This is a genomic window from Bradyrhizobium sp. Ses1 (genome assembly GCF_059512365.1).
Map to the genome: position 1 here is coordinate 20428 of NZ_JCAMOQ010000065.1, position 21361 is coordinate 41788.

Sequence of the window (21361 nt, forward strand, 5' to 3'; positions counted from 1 at the left end):
CCCTTCTGCCATGCGTGCATCGCAGTTGGGATAGAATATGTCACTCTTCCGTGTCCGGAACTGCGCAACCGCTATCCGAGGTTTGATGTTTGTGCGGACCTTCGGCCGATCACGTGGCGCTATAGCGGTCCAGGTCCAAAGCCAGCTGGTCGAGCGGCTGCCTGTTTCCAATTTGGGCCATCCAGCACCAAAGTTCGAGAACGAAGTATAGGTGGTAGAGATCGAGCGTCAAAAGCCAGTGCTTTCGGTCCATGACGCCGTATCCGTCAAGGAGCGCGCTCCTTGCCTCTGCGTCGAGATAATAGAGTGCTTTGGCGACGTCCATCAGCGGATCTCCGGCCAGCGCACCTTCAAAATCCAAAACACCAGTGAGCCGTAGGCGGCCATTTGAGACGGTGGCAAGCAGGTTGCCCGCGTGCAGATCATTGTGACATAGCACCGCTTGCGTGCAGTCGCTGAGCAGTTCGGCGCGGTCGGCGAAATGCCTGGCAACCCGCTTGGCAAGGTCTGCATTTCCGCCGCGTTCGGCAAATTCCTTGAGCTTTCGTTGGAATTGATGCGTCAGGTACTGGTGGTTTGTCGAATGCGCCGTCCAGATTCCGTTCGCGCCGATGTAGCCGAACGCCTCCATGGCGATGCAATGAAACTCGCGAAGCAGCCGGCCGATTTGTGCGTAAGCGGCGAGCCGTTGCGCCGCGTCCAGAGTCGCTTCCAGTTGGCCCAGTATCGAACCCTCGAGCTTGGTCATCAATGTCAAGTTTAGACCGAGCAATCTCTTTGAGTCGTCCGCAAGCAGAATCCGTGGAATAGACACGCTGAGGCGATCTGCAATGAGGCCAATGACGGTCAACTCCTTTTGCATCTTCCAATGCAATTCGTCGGGATAGACTTTCAATACGAGCGGTGGATGCGCGTGATCCGCGAAAGCGATCTCGTAAACTGCTGAGATCTCGCCGCCATGAAGCCTGGAAATCGTCGCAACAGCTCCCTTCGAAACGGTCCGATCAACGATCGCCTGCGCCGTCGCGACGGACAGTTCTAGATCGGGCTTGAGGCTCATCGTGCTGTCCATTCGAAACTTGACTCCCTCGGACGTCGGGGTATCCGCGGCGCCTGGTGTAAAAGTGGCGAGACCTCGGCATCACCACATTTACGCTGCAATAGGAAAGGTATACTATCGGCTGCTCGTTCGGTTGAGATAAACATCCGGCCTTTCGCTCGTTCGTTGAACTGCATCGCGAAGAGGAGCACGACCATGGCGGTTACCACGCTGAAGGTTTTGGCGAGCCTCCTGCAATTGCACGGGCCAGGCGCAACAATTCAGAGCGACCATCCAGGCATCGACGCGCTGCTTAACGAACTGCGCGAGCAGAGTTCGACGGAAGGACTTAGCTTCGACCAACCCGCCGTCATTCCTGACCAAGCCGTTGTAAATCAAGTTTATTTCAGGCGAGGCTTTGGCCGAGGGCCGCATGCGGGCGTCTTTCGCAGGGCCGGATACGCTCCAGGGGCAGGTGCCTTCCGCAGAGGCGCGTACGCTCCGGGAGCGGGCGCGTTCCGCAGAGGGGGCTTTGTTCGGGGATACTAGCTAATCGCAATTTTTTCAGGCGCGTACCGGCATCGGCATGTTGTTTGACGATTCAAATCCTGTCGCCTTCCAGGATCAGCCGATCACGCAGTTGCTGGTCAAGGTGGCAGCGCGATGCAACATCGACTGCTCCTATTGCTACTGGTTTCGCGACGCGGCCGTCTACGACAAGCCCAAGCTGATGAGCACCGGCGTGCTACATCAATTGTTGCAGCGCATCGAAGAACACGTCGCGCGATACTCCCTCGTCGATTTTCCCATCGTTCTGCACGGCGGCGAGCCCTTGCTCTGGGGTGTCGAGAATTTCCACCGTTTTGCCGAGGGCTGCGAGCGCATTTCATCGCGAACCGGCTGCGACATTCCCATCGCGGTCACGACCAATGGCGTGTTGATCGATGATCAATGGCTGGACTGCTTCGAGACGCGCAACATTTCGGTTGCGATCAGTCTCGATGGACCGGCACATATTCACGACCTTCACCGTCGGACATTTCAGGGGACGGGCACCCACGCTACGGTGGAGCGCGCCGCCCGCATGCTGGTCTCGCGCGACATTTGCGTAAGCGCCCTGGCTGTCTGCAATCCCGCGTACCCGCCGGAGCAGTATGTCGCGTTTTTCGCCGCGTGCGGAATTGCGAACTACGACATCATGATCCCCGATGCGACGGTGGACGAGAAGCCGCCATCCATTGCGTCGTTCTACAACGGACTGTTCGACTTGTGGCTGACGGCAAATCGCACGGCGCCGACCGCCAATATCCGCATCGTTTCCGACATGATCACTGCCCTGCTGGGCAACAATTCGCCGACCGAAGGCGTCGGCCACAAGCCGATCGAGCTTTGCACCGTGATGACCGATGGCACCGTGGAGGCCCACGATGTGCTCCGCATCGCGGGCGACGGCTTCACGCGGACCAGGTTCAACATCTTCGATCATGCGATCGACGAGGTCAGGAACGAGCCGCGCTGGAAAGCGGCGCGCGGCGCCTCAATCAATCTTTGCGAGAAATGCCGGCAGTGCAAGTTCATGAACGCCTGCGGAGGGGGCTATCTTCCGCATCGTTTTTCCAACGCAAATGGTTACGACAATCCGTCGGTATATTGCGACGATCTCTATTCGATGTTCGAGAACATGCAATCCGTCCTGGAGAGTCATCTTTATGTCACCAAGCCAGGCGGGGAACGTGTCAACGTGCGCGAAGCGTTGACACGCGCTTAGCGGCTGGATGGCGAAAGGCGACCGGGAATTCGAGTCTCGAGCGCTAGATCATGCTCAAACGAAGAGATGAGAACATGATCCGAATCCGCCTAATCGGGTCATGGTCTAATGCGCCTCGTTACGCGGCGAGACATTTCGCTTTGCAGCCGGCGGGTGGGGCGCGGGGCGCGACGCTGGATGCGACGCGGCGGCAACTCGATGTGGCGCTGGAGCAGCGGGCGGGTGCTGGGGCGGCTTCGGGGCCGCGGCAACGGCGCCGGGTTTTGGTGCCGGTGGGGCGGCGACCGGTTTCGCTGCGACATTTGCCGGCTTCGCTGCGGCATTCAGAGGCTTTGCTTCCGGTCTGACCGCCGCATTCGGCGGCTTGGGCAGCGCTCCGTTGGTCGGCGCAGCATGCTCCGAGGCAACAGATGCCTTGTTTTCAAGTGACTTGTTCGCGCCGGGAGGATCGTTCGCAACAGGCTTATTGCCGGGTGGGGTGGCCGCAAGAGGCTTGCTCTCGAGGGGCTTGTTGGCGACCGCATTGTTCGCAGGCGCTTTGGGAGCGACCGGCTGCGGCAGCGGCGCGGGTCCCGGCTTGGCTTCCCGTGCGGCGACAATACCCTTGCCGGTGAACTCGCCGGGCTTGGCTGTCGCTGCGATTGCCGGGCGACCGTGGTTCTCGGAGGCGAGCAGCGCTCTGTTCGTGCTCGCCAGGTGCTGCTGCTGGATCTGCGCGGGCGCAGGAGCAACGTGGTGATCCTGCGCAGCCACTTGCTCTTGCGCCGTCGGCTGAGACGTGATGCCACGACTGCCGCCGTTGAAACTGACACGCGTGATGTTGTTGTTGATCACGGTCTTACTATAGACGTTGGTGACGTTGACACTGCCGAAATTATTGATGGTGCGGTTGTAGGCCAACACGCCATTGTCCCAGTGGCCGCCTTCATAGCCGACGCCGCCATAGCCGAAACCATAGTTGACGCCACCGTAGAAGCCGACACGCGGCCCCCAATAACCGGTGTTCCACGCGTAAACACCGTCACGCCATGCCCAGTAACCGGGTGTCCACAACAGGCCGACGGCCGGCGGCTCCACCCAGGTGCCCGGAACCCAGTAATAACCGTCCGTGCTGTAAGCCCAATAGCCGGGCGTCCAAATGTACCCAGGGGCTGGAAGCGGCGGTTGCTCATAGACCGGAAGCTCCGGTGGGGCGATCGTAATGCTTATGATTTGGGCTTGGGTGACGGGGGAAATGATCAGCGCGGCAAGGAGCCCGATGATGAATAGAAAGCGTCGCATGCTTGTTCCTTCCACATGAGCAGCTCCCCGCGAGTCGGAACGATGTTGAGCGAATGACGCAATATTATGGCGCACTGGTCTAGTGCAGCAGGCGCTGCTGGATGATGTAGGCGGCGGCGCTGAGCAATCCCAGCGCAATGACGATGATATCCTGGCGCCCGATCTCGCAGGTCCGCTCTCACGTCCGGAAACTCGCTCGCGCGAGTCTACCGCCGCTTGTGACCCATAGCGATCAAAGGAAGTCGGCGATAAAGATGTTTGCGTGAAACTAGAGCGTCGAAGTGAGGCCTATGGTTTTCTGACAGGCTAAGTAGACCGACCCATACGGATTGGGGGACGTCGCGCTTTGACCCGAAGCCGCTGTTAACCAAAGAGCGGAGCGTGTCCGCTCGGCCCGGCAATTCAGACTTCGACTCGTTCCGCAATGTGACGTGCGTCGTCCACGTCGCCAAATTGATATCGAGCGTCACTCCCAATTTTTATGTTGCCGAACAAGAGTTCGGCGTTAACCACCGCTAACGGTTGCAGCCTGAGCGAAATCGCTTCGAAGTTTCTTAAATTTTGCTGGGTACCTCTTCCGGGCATGGTGACCGGGGGAAAGATATGAGTAAGCGGGCCAAACGTGGAAAGGCAGAAGCGCTCGCACTACCAATGGCCGCGAGAGTTGCAGTTGGCGCCGTGGCCGTCGCTGCATTGGGATACAGCTTGCTGTCTCGCCCGACGAGCGTGCAACCGATACGGAAGCCGTCCGCTCCCCAAGCCCTGGCATCGTCAACTCCGGTTCACGTGTCAACTCCAGTTCATGCATCAGCGCCAGCTCCGGCTCCGATTTCGGTCCCGGCGCCTCTGGTCGAACCACCAAAAGCTGCTGACGGTCCCGGAGCATTTGTTCGGCAGGTAGTTGACTACGCGAGCCACCAGACGCCGGGCACCGTGATCATCGATACCAAGAACACATTCCTGTATTTCGTTCTGAGCGACACGCAAGCGTTGCGCTACGGCATCGGTGTTGGCCGCGAAGGCTTCACATGGTCAGGCGAGCAGACTGTGGCCCGTAAGACGGAATGGCCGGATTGGCGTCCGCCGGCAGAGATGCTTGTGCGTCAGCCTTATCTGCCGCGGTTTATGGCAGGCGGTCCCGGCAACCCGCTCGGCGCTCGGGCGATGTATCTGGGCGAGACCGAATATAGAATTCACGGCACCAACAAGCCCGATACGATCGGGAAGCGGGTTTCGTCCGGCTGTATCCGGCTGACCAATGAGGACGTCGTGGACCTTTATGAGCGGGTGAAAGTCGGAGCGAAAGTGATCGTGCTTCCGGCAACCGCTGCCCGTCGACCATCCCAGGGAGCGCCGCCCGACGCCGCTTTCCGATCGCCGGACCCGGCATCGCCGTCGAACCGGCCCTCGGTAACCAACGCGCAGATGCTGTCATCTGAACCGAAGATCGCCGAGGTCCAGTAACTCAGTCCTCCGTCCTCGGTCTGCAACTGAGGACAAGGAGGCAATTCAAGTCGTCGCTTTTAAGTGAGTGTCTGGTCCTGAGCGGCAGTTCTGGAATGTCTGCTATCACGCCGCTATGGGCGGTTGAGCAGACGTAAACCAAGCCAAGCGACTTATGAATCCAAGTGTCGTAGCCCGGGTGAAGCGTTAGCGTAACCCGGGACTGGCCGCAGATGTTGATGCAGATGTCCCGGGTTGCGCTTCGCTCCACCCCGGCTACGGGTTTGAGCGTTTTCGAGCGAAGTAGAAACCGGTTCGCACGCGTCACAACAAGACTCTAGAGCTTCGGTTCTGATTCAATCAGGACCGAAAATGCTCTAGTGCAGCAGGCGGTACTGGATGATGTAGGCGGCGGCGCCGGCGAAATAGCCGAGCAAGGCAAGGCCGCTGATGCGGCGGACGTACCAGAAGAAGTGGATCTTCTCGAAGCCCATCGCGGCGACGCCTGCCGCCGAGCCGATGATCAGGATCGATCCGCCGGTGCCGGCGCAGTAAGCGATGAACTCCCACAGGAAGCTGTCGGCGGGATGCTGCGTCAGGCTGTACATGCCCATCGTCGCCGCCACCAGCGGCACGTTGTCGATGACGGCGCTGAGAAGCCCGAGCGCGATGACGATGATGTCCTGGCGCCCGATGGTCGCATCCAGCCACCTGGCCAGTATTTCCAGAACATGGGTGTGCTCGAGCGCTGCGACCGACAGCAAGATCCCGACGAAGAAGACGATCGAGCCCATGTCGATCCGCGTCAGCGCGTGGAGGAGGGTGAGATGCTCCTTTTCGTCTTGCTCCTTGTGTCGATGGATCAGTTCGCCAACCGTCCAGAGGATGCCCAGTCCAAAAAGGATTCCCATGAACGGCGGCAGGTGCGTCACGGCCTTGAAGGCGGGCACCGCGATCAGGATGCCGAGGCCGAGGTAGAACATCACGTTGCGCTCGAAGACGCTGGTCTCGGGCGTCTCACGCTCCACCTCTGCGAGCGCTGGAATTTCCTTGCCCCGCAAGAAATAGCAGACGACGAGGAGAGGGACGATCAAGTTGATCAGCGAAGCGAGGAAGACCCCCTTGATGATCGCGAGCGGCGTGATCTGTCCGCCGATCCACAGCATCGTGGTCGTCACGTCGCCGATCGGCGACCATGCGCCGCCTGCGTTGGCCGCGATCACGATCATGGAGGCGAAGAACAGGCGATCGTCTGCATCGTCGAGCAGCTTCCGCATCAGCGATATCATCACGATCGTGGTCGTCAGATTGTCCAGGATCGCACTCAGGAAAAAGGTTACGAAGCCGACCAGCCACATCAGGGTGACTTGCTTCCTGGTGCGGATCAGCGAGGTAATGACTTCAAAGCCGTTATGGGCATCGATCACCTCGACGATCGTCATGGCGCCGAGCAGGAAGAAGACGATCTGCGCGGTCGTGGAGACGGATTCGTTGAGCTGCTTGTCGATCAGGGCCGCGTCGCCGCTCGCCACGGCGTACACCGTCCAGAGCAGTCCGGCGCCCAGCAATGCGGAGGCTGACTTGTTGATCCCGATCGGGTGTTCCAGCGCGATCGCGGCGTAGGCGACGACAAAGATCGCGACGATTGCGGCCAACAAGACCTGATCCTCCCAAGCCCGTCCATACCGATCCCGATCGGCAGCCGTCCAGCAGCTTCGCCGCGGCTATTTGCCCGCGCACCCTCCGGAGGAAGGGCACGGCCAGATCAGTTCGCCAGTTCAATTCTTGGGCTGACCAAAATCGAGCGGCGGCAGGTCGATCTGCGGCACCTCGATTTTCACCTTGGTCAGGTCGACGTCGAGCGGCTTGTCGAGCAGGGCCGTCACCGTGATCGGGAAGGCGATCACCAGCGCGACCATGATCGCCTGCAGTCCGATCCAGGGCATCGCGCCCCAATAGATGTCGGAGCTCTTCACTTCCTTCGGCGCCACGCCGCGCAGATAGAACAGCGCGAAGCCGAACGGCGGATGCAGGAACGACGTCTGCATGTTGACGCAGAGCATGACGCCGAACCAGATCAGGGCGGCATCGGGGCCGACGACCGGCGCCAGGATCTTCTGCGCGATCGGCGCGATCATCGGCAGGATGATGAAGGCGATCTCGAAGAAGTCGAGGAAGAAGGCCAGGAAGAAGATGAAGAGGTTGATGAAGATCAGGAAGCCCCAGACGCCGCCGGGCAGCGATGTCAGATGGTGCTCGAGCCAGACGCCTCCGGAGACGCCGAGGAATACGACCGAGAAACAGGTCGAGCCGATCAGGATGAAGGTGACCATGCAGGTGATGCGCATGGTGGTCTCATAGCCCTGCTTGATCAGGTCGCGCAGGTCGGGAATGCGCACCGCCTCGAGGCAGATCCAGACCACCGCAAGGTAGGTGATGGCGAACATGATCTTGAAGATCAGGTTCTCGCTGTAGAGGATCGCGACGATGGTGCCGATGCCTGCGGCGATGACGCCGGCGATCATTACCTTGTGCCCGGTCGAGCTGAAATCCTTGTGGTGGATCGCGGCGAGCACGATGGCGCCGACCGCGCCCATGGCGCCGGCTTCGGTCGGGGTCGCAAGGCCCATCATCATGGTGCCGAGCACGACGAAGATCAGCACCGCGGATGGGATGATGCCGAGCAGGCATTTCTTCCATAGCGCCCAGCCGGTCAGCGTGCGCGCTTCCTTTGGCACCGCCGGCACGTGGCTCGGCTTGATGATGCCCAGCACGAAGGTGTAGCCGGCGAACAGGAGGATCTGGAAGATCGACGGCCCCCAGGCGCCGAGATACATGTCGCCGACCGATTTGCCGAGCTGGTCGGCGAGCACGATCAGGACCAGCGACGGCGGCACCAGTTGGGTGATGGTGCCCGAGGCCGCCAGCACGCCGGTGATGTAGCGTATGTTGTAGCCATAGCGGATCATCACCGGCATCGAGATCAGCGCCATCGCGATCACCTGCGCCGCCACCGTGCCGGTGATCGCGCCCAGGATGAAGCCGACGATGATGACGGAATAGCCGAGGCCGCCGCGGATCGGGCCGAACAACTGGCCCATCGAATCCAGCATGTCCTCCGCAAGCCCGCACCGTTCCAGGATCGCGCCCATGAAGGTGAAGAAGGGGATTGCGAGCAGCAGCTCATTGGACAGCACGCTGCCGAAGATGCGGCCGGGGATCGCCTGCAGGAAGTTGAGGTCGAAGAAGCCGAGATAGATCGAGAGGAATCCGAACGAAAGCCCGACTGCGGCCAGCGTGAATGCCACGGGGTAGCCGATCAGCATGGCTATGATCATGCCACCGAACATCAGTGGCGGCATCATCTCCAGCGTAATCATTGGGTCGGCCTCTCGTACTTCGCGTCGATCGTCACATAGCCCTGCAGCGCCGCGATGCGCTTGATCACCTCCGAGACGCCTTGCAACGCCAGCATCACGAAACCCGCCGGAATGACGAACTTAATTGGCCAGCGGACCAGGCCGCCGGCATTGCTTGAGATCTCGCCGACCGCATAGGACTGGTAGAAGAATGGCCAGGACAAATAGGCGAGCAGCAGGCAGGCCGGGATCAGGAAGAACAGCGTGCCGATCAGGTCGAGCCAGAGCTGGCCGCGCTCGGAGAGCATGAGATAGAAGATCTCGACCCGGACATGCTCGTTGCGCTTGAAGGTGTAGGACGCGCCGAACATCACGAGGACGGCGAACATGTACCACTGCGCTTCGAGCCAGCCGTTCGAGCTATAGGAAAAGGCGTAGCGGATCATCGCATTGCCGGCGCTGACGAGACAGGCAATCAGCACCAGGAGGTTGCAGATATAGCCGATCTTCTCATTGAGCCGGTCGATGGCTGTACTCAATCCCATCAAAGGGCGCATTATGGTCTCCGCGGCTGCGCCAAACGCGCGCCGTTTGTGTCAACGAGCATCGCTACGCCACTGCGCCAACGCGCGTGATGCCAAAGCTCACCTCTACGAGCGATTGCAATGCCAGTCCTCCCCATCGGTGTGCTTCTGCCGTCTTGGCTGCACCGGGTAGGGCAGCGGCCTGTCCGGCCGAGCTGGCGTGAAAGCTGCCGCACCATTTCAGCGTGGGGTGATAAGGTCAATTGGAAAATGGGCAAATTGACGCGGCCCCAAGCCGCTGCATGGGCTTGGTGAATCCCGGTCCGATCGGCCGTTTTCGAGAGGGCTGGCTGGGCCGAGGCGGGCGGCCCTCAGCCGCCGGTGACGCTCATATGCCGGCTGACGCTGGGGCGGTTGTGGCGGCGATCAATGATGAAATCGTGCCCCTTCGGCTTCAACCCGATGGCGCGGTCGATCGTGGCCGACAGTAGCTCGTTGTCTGCCGACGCGCGCAGCGGTTTGCGCAAATCGGAGGCATCCTCGTGGCCCAGGCAGGTGTGCAGCGTGCCGGTGCAGGTGATGCGCACGCGGTTGCAGGATTCGCAGAAATTGTGGGTCATCGGCGTGATGAAGCCGAGCTTGCCGCCGGTCTCGCTGACCCGGACATAGCGGGCAGGGCCGCCGGTGCTCTCTTCGAGATCGGTCAGCGTGAATTGCTTTTCCAGCCGGGCGCGGAGAAGCGACAGCGGCACATACTGATCGATACGGCCGGCGCCGATATCGCCCATCGGCATCACCTCGATCAAGGTCAGCGCCATGCCCTTGCCGTGCGCCCACTCCATCAGCGAGGGGATCTCGTCCTCGTTCATGTTCTTGAGCGCCACCGCGTTGATCTTGACCGCAAGCCCCGCGGCCCGCGCCGCCTCGATCCCGGCCAGGACCTTGTCGATGTCGCCCCAGCGCGTGATCGCGCGGAACTTGTCGGCATCGAGCGTGTCGAGGGAGACGTTGATACGGCGCACGCCGCAATCGGCGAGTTCGCCGGCGAAGCGCGCGAGCTGTGAGCCGTTGGTGGTCAGCGTCAATTCATCGAGCGCGCCGCTGGCAAGATGCCGCGACAGCGAGCGCACCAGCGTCATCACGTTGCGCCGCACCAGGGGCTCCCCGCCGGTGAGGCGGAGCTTGCGCACGCCCTTGGCGATGAAGGCCGAGCACAGCCGGTCGAGCTCTTCCAGCGTCAGGAGATCGGCTTTCGGAAGAAAGGTCATGTCTTCCGACATGCAGTAGAAGCAGCGCAGGTCACAGCGGTCGGTGACGGAGACGCGCAGGTAGCGGATCGTCCGGCCGAACGGATCGGTCATCGGACGGAACAGGGATTCGGAGGGGGGAAGCGAAATCGCGCTCATTCACACGCCTTGCCAACGCCTTGCTCGACGGAGCCGGACGAAAGGGAAGTGGCTCCGCGAGCACAATCTAGGCAGCTTGTTACCGTCCGACAATGCGCTCCGTCAAATAGTGCAGTGCGAACGTGTAATTTAGAGCGTTTTCGAGCGAAGTGGACGCCGGTTCGCGTAGCAATCAAGTTTACGCAGATTGCGTAGACTTATCTGCGCAGAAAACGCGTCAAAACAAGAATCTGGAGCTTCGGTTCTGATTCAATCAGAACCGAATATACTCTAGCGCTGCACCGGCGCGTTCGGATCCGGGAAAGGCGTACCGGCAGCGGTGGCCGACTCGGCTGCGGGGGCTGCCGCAGCGGCGGCCGGCTTCGGCCGCTTCGGCCGCAGCTTGCGCGCCTTGGGCGGCGGAGCCGTGGGCTTCAGTTCCGCAACCACGGGATTTGGATCGACGACGGTCGATGCCGCAGTGGTGAGGTCGCCGGGGTTGCGGACCACCGTGACCGGAACCGTGGCCGATTCATACTTCGGCAGGTTGAAGGTGACGGAGAAGCCACTGTCGGGCGCTGCCACCGAGACGGTGCAGGGCGTTTTGCAGCCCGGTCCGACCGAGGTCACCGCGTCCGCGCCCGGAGGCGTCGATTCGAGCTGAACCTGGACCGGCGCAGGCGCCGACTTGAACGAATCCCAAGAAAAAGACGAACAGCCCGCCAGGCTTGCCCCGGCGACGGCAATCGCGATGACACGACGCATGATTGATCCACCTAACTGTGGCTGAGAGCCACAATCCCCGGCCGGACCATAGGAGGGTGGGCACTGCGGCGCAACGGCGCAGGGCGAATTCGCTAAGCGATGGTTAATAAGGATGCGTGGCGTTGCAGAAAAGCAACGTTATCTCAGTAGGTTAAGAGATATTCACAGCCCTGGCGAGGCTGTCGACGGCCGCCGGCAGCTCCCGCATATGGCCGATCAGCCGATCCGGCTTCAATTCGGCGATAGGTATCTCGGTATAGCCGAATTCGACTCCGATCACCGGGATACCTGCCCGTCGGGCGACCCCGACATCCGGCCCGCCATCGCCGACCATGATTGCGGAGGATAGCTGTCCCTCCGCCCGCGCCACCGTTTGCCGGAGGATCGCGGGATCCGGTTTCGAGATTCCGAAGGTGTCCGCGCCGCAGATTGCAGCAAACCGGCCGCTCAGGCCGAGCTGATCGAGCAGGAGCTTTGACAGGAACTCGAGCTTGTTGGTGCAGACCGCAAAGCGGAACCCCTGCGCGGCGAGTTCGTCCAGGGCGTTTTCCAGGCCTTCGAACGGGCGCGATTCGTTGGCGATATGGGCGGCGTAATAGTCGATGAAATCCTTGGTCAGCCGGCTGACGTCGTCCGTGCTGATCTGGCGGCCCTCGACCTCGAGCGCGCGCTCGATCAATCTGCGTGCTCCGCCGCCGATCATGGTCCGCGCCGATTGCAGCGGCATCGGGGCCAAGCCCTCGCGGTCCAGCACGTAATTGAGCGCGCTGATCAGGTCGGGCGCGGTATCGACGAGGGTACCGTCGAGATCGAAAACGACAATGCCGGGAGAGTTCATCCTCCTTTGGCTATCGTTTCCGGCGCCGTCATGCAAGAGAAGAGGGCGGACTTCGCTGCGCATAGAGCATGATCCGGAAAAGTGGAGACCGGTTTTTCCCTCGCGACAAACGCGAAGCGTTGCGCGGGAAGATCATGCTCAAACAAAAAGATGAGATCATGATCCGATTACGTCGGATCATGATCGATGGGAGGGCGTTCCATGCGTGAACTTGCCGGCAGAACAGCCTTTGTCACCGGCGGGGCCAGCGGCATCGGCCTCGCGCTTGGTCGTGCGTTCGCGGAGGCCGGCATGAAGGTGATGCTCGCCGACATCGAGGCGGACGCGCTCGAACGCGCCGTCAAAAGTCTGGCTGAGTTTGGCTCGAGCGTCAGAGGCACGCTCTGCGATGTCGCCGATCCCGCAAGCGTCGAGGACGCCGCCGGTGCCGCGTTCGATGCCTTCGGCAATGTCCACATTCTCTGCAACAATGCCGGCGTCGCCGCCGGCGGCGGCATTGACGCGATCTCGCTCGAGAGCTGGCGCTGGGTGATCGATGTCAACCTGATGGGCGTCGTGCATGGCATCGCAAGCTTCCTGCCGCACATGCGCAAGCACGGCGAGGGCGGGCACATCGTCAACACCGCCTCGATGGCGGGGATAAACGGCGGCCTCGGCTTCAGCCCTTACTCAGCGACGAAGTTCGCGGTCGTCAGCATGTCCGAGGGGCTGGCCCTGCGGCTCAAGCCGCTTGGCATCGGCGTCAGCGTGCTGTGCCCGAGCTTCGTGCGGACCCGGATCGGCGAGAGCGGACGCAACCGCCCTCCGCGCTACGGTCCGACGCCTGCACTCGATCCTGAGAGCCCGGCGGCCGCCATGGTCGCGGAGATCGCGCGGCAGCTTGAGGCCGGCATCGATCCGGCCGACGTCGCCGCACGCGTCCTTGCCGCCATACGGGAGGATCGCCTCTATGTATTTACCCATCCCGGCATGCGGGCCGAGGTCGAGACTCGGTTTGGCGCGATCCTGGCCGCGATGGACGAGGTCTGAAAGTTAATCTTTCGGTAGAGGACGAAGCATCGCGTCGCCGGAAGAAAGCGTGGAAAAACAGCGCGCTGGCGCCGGGTTCTGATCGAATATTAAAACTGCATTCCGCGGCCGTATAAGGCGCTGTTGGCGCTGTCCCTGCGCGCAAAAGGCGGCTAGATATGCGCCGCCGGAGCGGGGATGGGGCCGCTCCCAAGCCTTGACAACTGGTCCCGCGAACAAGTTCTGGGAAATCGTCGCACGTGGACATGGACGGATTGAAACGACAGGCCGCCGCGCGCGCCCTGCAAGAGGTGCGCGACGGCATGAAGCTCGGGCTCGGCACCGGGTCGACCGCCAAGCATTTCGTCGACCTGCTCGGCGAGAAGGTGCGCGGTGGCATGAAAGTCGTGGGCGTGCCGACCTCGGAGGCGACCCGCGCACAGGCCGAAGCCTGCGGCATTGCGCTCGCGACGCTGGACGAGATCGACCATCTCGATCTCACGGTCGATGGCGCCGACGAGGTCGATCCCGCGCTCAACCTGATCAAGGGCGGCGGTGGCGCGCTGCTCCGCGAGAAGATCGTGGCGGCCGCATCCGATCGCATGGTCGTGATCGCCGATGAGAGCAAATGGGTCGATCCGCTCGGCCGCTTCCCGCTGCCGATCGAGGTGATCCCGTTCGGGCTCGCGGCGACCAAGGCGGCGATCGCCAAGGCCTTTGCGGACGCCGGCGTTGCCGGCCAGATGGGGCTGCGGACGGCCAAGGATGGCCACGTTTTTGTCACCGATGGCGGCCACTGGATTGTCGATGCCCATCTGGGACGGATAGGGGATGCGCCGCGTCTGGCGGGACTGCTGAGCGTGATCCCGGGCGTTGTCGAGCACGGGTTGTTCATCGGTCTCGCCGGCACGGTCGTGCTGGCGGGCGCGCAGGGAATTCGCGTTGTTGAACGGCGCTGACGCCGTAAATTCTGGGAGAATTAGAATGACGAGCTTTGTACGGATTTTGTCGGCCACAGGCCTCGGATTGGCTGTGGCCCTGACCGCCGTATCGGTGAGCGCGCAGCAGAAGGCGCCGGCTCCCGCGGCGGCGCCCGCGCTGAAGGAAGGCTCGCCGGCGGCGATCGCAGCGGCCAAGGAAATCCTCAAGATGAAGAACGCGAGCGCGATGTACGCCAACGCGGTTCCCAACATCGTGCTGCAGACCAAGGAAAGCCTGCTGCAGTCCAACCTCAACTACCAGAAGGACCTCAACGAGGTCGCCACCATCGTCGCCAAGAACCTGGCCGGCCGCGAGCAGGAGATCGGCGATGGCATGGCCAAGGTCTATGCCAACGAATTCACCGAGCAGGAACTGAAGGACCTCGTCACCTTCTACAAGTCGCCGCTGGGCCAGAAGCTGCTCGCCAGCGAGCCCCGGGCAATCCAGTTCTCGATGTCCTATATGAACCAGTGGGCGCAGCAGTTCGCCGAGACTGTGAACGCCCAGTTCCGGGCCGAGATGCGCAAGCGCGGCAAGGAGATCTAATTCTCTGAAGTAGGACATAGAGCGCCATGGCTCAATACGACGTCGATCTGTTCGTCATCGGGGGCGGTTCGGGCGGGGTTCGCGCCGCCCGTATCGCCGCCGGCCATGGTGCCAAGGTCATGGTCGCCGAAGAGTACCGGATGGGCGGTACCTGCGTGATCCGCGGCTGCGTGCCGAAAAAGCTGTTCGTGATCGGCTCGCACGTCCAGCAGGAGATCGAGGATGCCGCCGGCTTCGGCTGGACCATCCCGCAAGCCTCGTTCGACTGGCCGACGCTCGTCGCCAACAAGGACAAGGAAATTGCGCGGCTGGAGGCGGCCTATACCACCAATGTCGAAAAATCCGGCGCGCATATCGTCAAGACGCGGGCCATCTTCAAGGACGCGCACACGCTGCGTCTTGCGACCGGCGAGACGGTCAAGGCCAAGTACGTGCTGATCGCGACCGGCGGCGCGCCCAACCATGGGCCCGTGATTCCCGGTATCGAGCACGTGATCTCGTCCAACGAGGCGTTTCACTTGCCCGAGTTGCCGCGGCGCATCGTGATTCAGGGCGGCGGCTACATCGCGCTGGAATTCGCCGGCATCTTCGCCGGCTTCGGCTCGGACGTCACCGTGATCTACCGCGGCGACAACATCCTGCGCGGCTTCGACGAGGACGTCCGAGAGCATGTGCGCGCCGAGATGGAGAAGCGCGGCATCACCATCCTGACCGGCTGCACCGTTACCAAGGTCGATCGTCACGGCAAGGAATTCACCACGCATCTGTCCAACGGCTCGAGCCTCGCCTCCGAGAAGGTGATGTTCGCGATCGGCAGGCATCCGAACGTCGCCAATCTCGGCCTGGAGAAGGCGGGCGTCGCCATCAATCCGGACAATGGCGGCATCGCGGTCGATGCCTGGTCGAAAAGCTCGGTGCCGAACATCTACGCCATCGGCGACGTCACCCATCGCCACAACCTGACGCCGGTCGCGATCCGCGAGGGCCACGCCTTCGCCGACACCGTGTTCGGCAAGCGCCCGGTCCAGGTCGACCACGCCAGCATTCCGACCGCGGTGTTCTCGCAGCCGGAGGTCGGCACCGTGGGTCTGACGGAGGCCGAGGCGCGCGCGCAGTTCAGCCATGTCGACGTCTACAAGACCAGTTTCCGCCCCATCAAGGCGACGATGTCAGGCCGCGACACCCGCGTGCTGATGAAACTCGTGGTCGACGGCGTAAGCGACCGTGTGCTCGGCTGTCACATCGTCGGCGATTGCGCCGCCGAGACCATCCAGGTGGTCGCGATCGCGGTGAAGATGAAAGCGACCAAGGCCGACTTCGACGCGACCATCGCGCTACACCCCACCGCCGCCGAAGAACTCGTGACCATGCGCACGCCAAGCGCGCGGTACGTCAGGCAGGCCGCGGAGTAGTACCCCCGCTCGTCATTCCGGGGCGCGCGAAGCGCGAGCCCGGAATCCGTCTTGCCATTCGCGTCCGCGGTCCGATGGATTCCGGGCCTGCGTGCTGCGCACGCATCCCGGAATGACGAGGGCGGAGGGGCAACGCTCCCGTCTCACTGCACAAGGCTGCGCACCGCCCACAGCCCTGCGAACACGGTGCGCAGCGGGGGCGATCCGGCCATGACGCCGGAAACTTGAATGCCCATGCAACGCATTTTGCTTCCTCGGCGGCGCCTCCGCGCCAGCGAGCGCTCAAAAGAACCTTTCCGGAGTTCGGCGATTAGGCGAACGAGGAAGCCCCTCAAAACCTGCGGAGAGTTCCATGCAAGTCCAGGAAATGATCAGTCGGCACCCACGGGCCCATGGCGAGGGCGATGGCCTGCTCGTCCGCTGCATCGAGGAATGCTATTCCTGCGCCCAGATCTGCACGTCTTGCGCCGACGCCTGCCTCGCCGAGGACATGGTCAAGTCGCTGACGCAATGCATCCGCCTCAATCTCGACTGCGCAGACGTCTGCAATATCACCGGCAGGATGGCCACCCGTCAGACCGGCTGGGACGACGAAATGATCCGCCGCATGCTGCACACTTGCGCCGCTGCCTGCCGGCTCTGCGCCGACGAATGCCAGAAGCACGCAGGCGAGCACGAGCATTGCCGCATCTGCGCCGACGCCTGCCGCCGCTGCATGCAGGCCTGTGACGAGGCCGGACGCAGCATGGCGCATTGACGGAACTGACCCGACAGCCATCTGTCGACGCGGCTATTCCGCGCCTTGCCGCCGGAACGAAGCGGCCGCTCTTGGCTTATGAGAACAGGAGTTTTGGTTTCGAGCAGAGCGGCGAGGAGCACATGCTCGCCCTGGCCATCATATGGAGCTGTCCAAACTGTCATCTGCCGCTGACGCACGTGGAGACAGTTTGGGACATGGAGAAAAGAGAGCGTATTCGGATATTCGAGTGTGGTCGCTGCACCGAATTGATCTGGGAGGATTCGTCGTGCGCGGTGGCCGCTTCACGCGCGAAGCGCTCGACTGTCCGTCAGCCTCACCACGTTACGCGAAAGGCCACCTTGCGCCCATAGCGGGGAGAAATCTCACCTGCCAGGAGCATCGGCGGCGCTGCGGGGCTCCCGCCGGCCGCCATCCGAGGGCCTGTCCGTATCCGGCTAACCGGGGCGGTCGAGTATCTCGCGGACGCGCAAAGCAAGCTTTGCTTGCGATACGGGCTTTTCCAGGAGATCGACCCCTTGATCCAGCCGGCCTTGGTGCACAATGGCGTTGCGCGAATAGCCGGTCATATAAAGGATTTTGAGTTCCGGCCGGATTTGGATCGCTCGTTTGCCCAGTTCCCTGCCGTTCATGCCGGGCATCACCACGTCCGTCAGCATGAGATTGATGTGCGGCTGATCCTGCAGCAGCAGCGTGAGCGCCGCTTGCGCGCTTGGAGCGGTGAGCACGCGATAGTTCAGGTCGCGCAGCAGCTCACCTACATAGGCGCGGAGATCTTCGTCGTCCTCAACGACAAGGATTGTCTCAACCTTGTCGCCTTCGGCGAAAGGCTCGCTGATCTCTTCCGCTTCCATGACCGCGCCATGGTGGCGCGGGAAATACATCTTGATGGTTGTTCCCTGTCCCACCTCGCTGTAGATCTTGACGTGTCCGCCCGACTGCTTGACGAACCCGTAGACTTGGCTGAGACCGAGGCCCGTGCCGTGGCCGGCTTCCTTTGTCGTGAAGAAGGGCTCGAAGGCGTGATGCAGCACGTCCTGGTTCATGCCCACGCCGTTGTCGGTGACGCATACGACCACATACTGGCCCGGCGTCAGCTCGGGATTGCGTGAGCAATATTCCTCGTCGGCGGCGACGTTCACCGCTTCGATCGTGAGCTTGCCGCCCTCCGGCATGGCATCGCGCGCGTTGATCGCGAGGTTGACGAGCGCCGATTCCAGGTGGTTGGGATCGACCTCCACCTGCCAGAGGCCGGCGCTGCCGACGGTCTGCACTTCGATCCGCTCACCAAGGGTCCGCTGCAGGAAGTCCTGCAGGCCGGCCAGGAAGTTGTTGAGGTTGATCGACCTGGGGTCAAGCGCCTGGCGGCGCGAGAAAGCGAGCAGCCTGCTGGTCAGCGCGGCCGCACGTTGGGCGCCGCGCTTGGCGTGAGCGAGCGCGCGTTGGATGCTGCTGTTGGCCGGAACCTGCTTGAGATGGCGTTCGGCGGTTTCGAGATTGCCCATCACGATCATCAAGAGGTTGTTGAAATCGTGCGCGATGCCGCCGCTGAGCTGTCCGACCGCTTCGAGCTTCTGCGAGGCGACCAGCTGGTTTTGAATTTCCGCCAGCTTATCCTGGGCCTCCTTGCGCTCGCTGATGTCCCGCGTGACCTTGGCAAATCCGATCAATTCGCCGTTCTCGTCGGTGATCCTGTCGATCACGACGGAGGCCCAGAACTTCGAGCCATCCTTGCGGATTCGCCAGCCCTCGGCCTCGAACCGGCCCTGGCGCGCGGCCTGCTCCAGCGCCTTCCTCGGAATCTCGAGGGCGCGATCCTCTTCGCTGTAGAAGCGTGAGAAATGCTGGCCGATGATCTCGTCCGGCTCGTAGCCCTTGATCCGCTGCGCACCGGGGTTCCAGGTAACGATGTTGCCAGCAGCATCGAGCTGGAAGATCGCATAATCGACGACCGCTTCGATCAACCGCCGATAGCGCTGCTCGCTCTCCAGCAGCCTCTGGTGGGCCTCCTGCCGCTCGGTGATGTCGCGGGTCAACTTGGCGAAGCCAAGCAGCCTTCCTTGTTCATCCTTGATGGCGTCGAGCACGACCATTGCCCAGAACCGGCTGCCGTCCTTGCGCACCCGCCAGCCTTCGGCGGTGAACCGTCCTTTCTCGCGGGCAGTGGCGAGCGCCCGGTCTGGCAGCCCAGCGTCGCGATCCTCGGGTGGGTAGAACATCGAGAACGATTTTCCGATGATTTCATCGGCGCGGTAGCCCTTCAGGCGCGCGGCGCCGGAATTCCAGCTCGCGATCGTGCCATCCGGCTCGACCATGTAGATGGCGTAGTCGACAATGGCGTCGATGAGGAGTTGAAGGCGTTCAGCGTCCGCTATCTGGTTTACGGGGTGTTCCATGCTTGGGAAGGCTGCTCGCGTGTCGAGGCATACTCGGTCGGAGTGATTGGGGCCGTGCAGGTTGTGCGCTACACGATTGGCGGTGTTGCTGACAATAATAGCAGTAGCTCCAGCTAGTTCCGCTATCGGCCAAACGGCTTACCGTGACCGGTAGGCAGTGATGATCGACGGGTCCGGTTCACCCCTAGGGATAGATATAGGTTGTGGCGCGAGTCGGCGGCGGCTGTGAGCATGACGTGCCGGACTATTGACACCCCTTGTGAGTCCGGCAGGCCTCCGGTCCCCAGCTCATGCGGAGCTGGGGATTTTTATTCCTGCAGCCGCGGGCTGCGATGGATCGTTGCGGCCGCAGCCTTTTCTGGTTTGTTTGGAAATCCGGCTTGCGTTGGCGCGGATGGAAAGCGAGGAAATCTGGTTCCGGAATTAACCTGAATCCGCAGCATCAAGCTTAATTCCGGTATTGTGCTGCGGCCGGGAAATGTTGGCACTAGGTTGCGGTATGCCAAACCGCAACCGCCGCAATGAGCCGCCATCAGCGCCCTGGATCAGAAACGATCTGCGCGCCCAGTACGAAGAGATTCTTCGCCTGCGGGCCAAGTTGAAGCGCTTGCTCGCGAAGAAGAAGCGCGGCCAATCGAAGCGACGGTCCAGCCACCATTAAAGCGAAGGACGAGCTATGATGTGCTCTTGCACATCCGAGAATCCATTAGGCCACAAGCGTGAACGGCGAAATGGACTCAATGCCGGACTTGGGCAAAATGCGATCTCACTCTCGTGGAATTTGTGCACCCGGCGCAGCGTGACTGTGAGGCCTCCTTTCCGGCGGCGACACAATGCAATCGATTCTACGGCACATAGCCTTGTAGCAATCGCATGCCGCTGCTTCGAGCCGCGGTCTGTCAATCTCAATCAGACCCCGCCGATTGGACCGGATGGCGCGCGACACCCGAAGCTTGTGCACGACCTGCGTCACGGTCGTTCGCCGCACGCCGAGCAACGTCGAAAGTTCCTCCTGCGTCACCGGCAGGATGTCACCATGAATTCTATCGTGGATGTGGAGCAGCCACCGCGCCAAGCGGGCGTCGACCGAGTGCAGCGCATTGCAGGCGCCCACGTACTGGAATTGCGTCATCAGGACCCCGGTGTGGGCCCAAACCAAATCCCTGATCGCGCCACTGTGGCTGAAGGCCGCATGAAATCTTGCAGGAGAAATCTGCAACGATGTCCCAGCGACGAGCACGATCGCGGTCGCCTCAGAGCGGGTGGGGCCCAGCGCCGACATCAGCCCCGCGGCTGCCTCATTCCCGATGACAGCGGTTGCCACCGTTTGTCCGTTGGGCATGTCCAGCATGAACGAAATCGTCGCGCTGCATGGGAAATAGATCTGCTCAATTCGCTCCGTCGATCGTATCAGAACCTCGTCGCGTTCAAGCGATACGTTTCGGAGGTAGGGAGCGAGCAAATTAAAATCTGCCGGCGGCAGTGCAGCTAACAGTCGATTACCAACCCTGGTAGGGTGCTCCATCACGGGAAAGCTCCTTCCCTCGACGGACGTGCGGCTCTCTGCAGAGAATTTCGGGGGCCAGGCTGCGGTGCCGCGCCTGATGGTCTTTCATTTCGCTAAGGTGTCCTGCTTGAAACGCAGTGATGGTAGCTTGGCAGCCTCTTCGCGAAGCGCCTTAGCGTCCGCAGCCGGCGGGAGCACAACCGATCTCTCGGTTACCGACGCCCGCGAATAAACGCCACCAGCAACGCTAAAATTATGCGCCTAAATCCAAAATCGCGCTAGGTCGCGTGGACAGTTATCTTAGCCAGAGCAGAGTTGCGGCGATAGCGACGACAGCGAAGTAATTTCGTGC

At 61.8% G+C, this 21361-nt stretch carries 17 protein-coding genes; 7 read left to right on the forward strand and 10 right to left on the reverse strand.

The window, feature by feature from the left end:
- Window positions 1-109: 109 nt before the first annotated feature.
- Window positions 110-1072 carry a phosphotransferase family protein gene (locus AC5ZG5_RS40810; RefSeq protein WP_456646310.1) on the reverse strand — a complete coding sequence of 321 codons (963 nt, stop codon included), beginning with the start codon at window positions 1070-1072 and terminating at the stop codon, window positions 110-112.
- A 553-nt stretch (window positions 1073-1625) separates the two neighbouring features.
- On the opposite strand from AC5ZG5_RS40810, the gene AC5ZG5_RS40815 reads away from it, so the two are divergent.
- Window positions 1626-2807, forward strand: a complete 1182-nt coding sequence (locus AC5ZG5_RS40815) for a radical SAM protein (RefSeq protein ID WP_456646311.1) — start codon at window positions 1626-1628, stop codon at window positions 2805-2807.
- A 105-nt stretch (window positions 2808-2912) separates the two neighbouring features.
- Here the strand turns inward: AC5ZG5_RS40815 and AC5ZG5_RS40820 are convergent, their stop codons facing one another.
- Window positions 2913-4088 carry a YXWGXW repeat-containing protein gene (locus AC5ZG5_RS40820; protein WP_456646312.1) on the reverse strand — a complete coding sequence of 392 codons (1176 nt, stop codon included), beginning with the start codon at window positions 4086-4088 and terminating at the stop codon, window positions 2913-2915.
- Between the two features lie 603 nt (window positions 4089-4691).
- Between AC5ZG5_RS40820 and AC5ZG5_RS40825 the strand changes: the two genes are divergently transcribed.
- The gene (locus AC5ZG5_RS40825) at window positions 4692-5552 is read left to right on the forward strand and encodes a L,D-transpeptidase (protein WP_165435393.1); all 861 of its coding nucleotides are present in this window, start codon (window positions 4692-4694) and stop codon (window positions 5550-5552) included.
- Between the two features lie 356 nt (window positions 5553-5908).
- Here the strand turns inward: AC5ZG5_RS40825 and nhaD are convergent, their stop codons facing one another.
- The 6 genes from nhaD to gph form a co-directional block, all read right to left on the reverse strand.
- Window positions 5909-7189: a sodium:proton antiporter NhaD gene (gene nhaD, locus AC5ZG5_RS40830; protein WP_456646313.1), complete on the reverse strand. Its 1281-nt coding sequence runs from the start codon at window positions 7187-7189 to the stop codon at window positions 5909-5911.
- Window positions 7190-7309: 120 nt separating this feature from the next.
- A complete protein-coding gene (locus AC5ZG5_RS40835) occupies window positions 7310-8911 on the reverse strand; it encodes a TRAP transporter large permease (RefSeq protein WP_130228072.1) in 1602 nt (533 codons plus the stop codon).
- The gene (locus AC5ZG5_RS40840) at window positions 8908-9447 is read right to left on the reverse strand and encodes a TRAP transporter small permease subunit (protein WP_028166533.1); all 540 of its coding nucleotides are present in this window, start codon (window positions 9445-9447) and stop codon (window positions 8908-8910) included. The genes AC5ZG5_RS40835 and AC5ZG5_RS40840 overlap by 4 nt, the downstream gene beginning before the upstream one ends.
- A 338-nt stretch (window positions 9448-9785) precedes the next feature.
- Window positions 9786-10820 carry a GTP 3',8-cyclase MoaA gene (moaA, locus tag AC5ZG5_RS40845; protein ID WP_028166532.1) on the reverse strand — a complete coding sequence of 345 codons (1035 nt, stop codon included), beginning with the start codon at window positions 10818-10820 and terminating at the stop codon, window positions 9786-9788.
- A 270-nt stretch (window positions 10821-11090) separates the two neighbouring features.
- Window positions 11091-11564, reverse strand: coding sequence for a hypothetical protein (locus AC5ZG5_RS40850; protein WP_456646314.1), 474 nt, complete (start codon window positions 11562-11564; stop codon window positions 11091-11093).
- A 151-nt stretch (window positions 11565-11715) separates the two neighbouring features.
- Entirely contained in the window at window positions 11716-12402 is a 687-nt protein-coding gene (gene gph / locus AC5ZG5_RS40855; RefSeq protein WP_130228070.1) for a phosphoglycolate phosphatase, read from the reverse strand.
- Between the two features lie 201 nt (window positions 12403-12603).
- Here gph and AC5ZG5_RS40860 point away from each other — a divergent pair, with 201 nt between their 5' ends.
- From AC5ZG5_RS40860 to AC5ZG5_RS40880, 5 genes are all read left to right on the forward strand, one after another.
- The gene (locus AC5ZG5_RS40860; protein WP_130228069.1) at window positions 12604-13431 is read left to right on the forward strand and encodes an SDR family NAD(P)-dependent oxidoreductase; all 828 of its coding nucleotides are present in this window, start codon (window positions 12604-12606) and stop codon (window positions 13429-13431) included.
- A 245-nt stretch (window positions 13432-13676) separates the two neighbouring features.
- Entirely contained in the window at window positions 13677-14369 is a 693-nt protein-coding gene (gene rpiA / locus AC5ZG5_RS40865) for a ribose-5-phosphate isomerase RpiA (protein WP_456646321.1), read from the forward strand.
- A gap of 25 nt (window positions 14370-14394) precedes the next feature.
- The gene (locus AC5ZG5_RS40870; RefSeq protein ID WP_130228068.1) at window positions 14395-14937 is read left to right on the forward strand and encodes a DUF2059 domain-containing protein; all 543 of its coding nucleotides are present in this window, start codon (window positions 14395-14397) and stop codon (window positions 14935-14937) included.
- Between the two features lie 26 nt (window positions 14938-14963).
- A complete protein-coding gene (gene gor / locus AC5ZG5_RS40875; RefSeq protein ID WP_456646315.1) occupies window positions 14964-16349 on the forward strand; it encodes a glutathione-disulfide reductase in 1386 nt (461 codons plus the stop codon).
- Between the two features lie 352 nt (window positions 16350-16701).
- The gene (locus AC5ZG5_RS40880; RefSeq protein ID WP_456646316.1) at window positions 16702-17106 is read left to right on the forward strand and encodes a four-helix bundle copper-binding protein; all 405 of its coding nucleotides are present in this window, start codon (window positions 16702-16704) and stop codon (window positions 17104-17106) included.
- Between the two features lie 437 nt (window positions 17107-17543).
- Here the strand turns inward: AC5ZG5_RS40880 and AC5ZG5_RS40885 are convergent, their stop codons facing one another.
- Both AC5ZG5_RS40885 and AC5ZG5_RS40890 read right to left on the reverse strand, forming a co-directional pair.
- Window positions 17544-19502: a hybrid sensor histidine kinase/response regulator gene (locus AC5ZG5_RS40885; protein ID WP_456646317.1), complete on the reverse strand. Its 1959-nt coding sequence runs from the start codon at window positions 19500-19502 to the stop codon at window positions 17544-17546.
- Window positions 19503-20268: 766 nt separating this feature from the next.
- Window positions 20269-21027, reverse strand: a complete 759-nt coding sequence (locus AC5ZG5_RS40890; protein WP_456646318.1) for a Crp/Fnr family transcriptional regulator — start codon at window positions 21025-21027, stop codon at window positions 20269-20271.
- Window positions 21028-21361 lie beyond the last annotated feature (334 nt).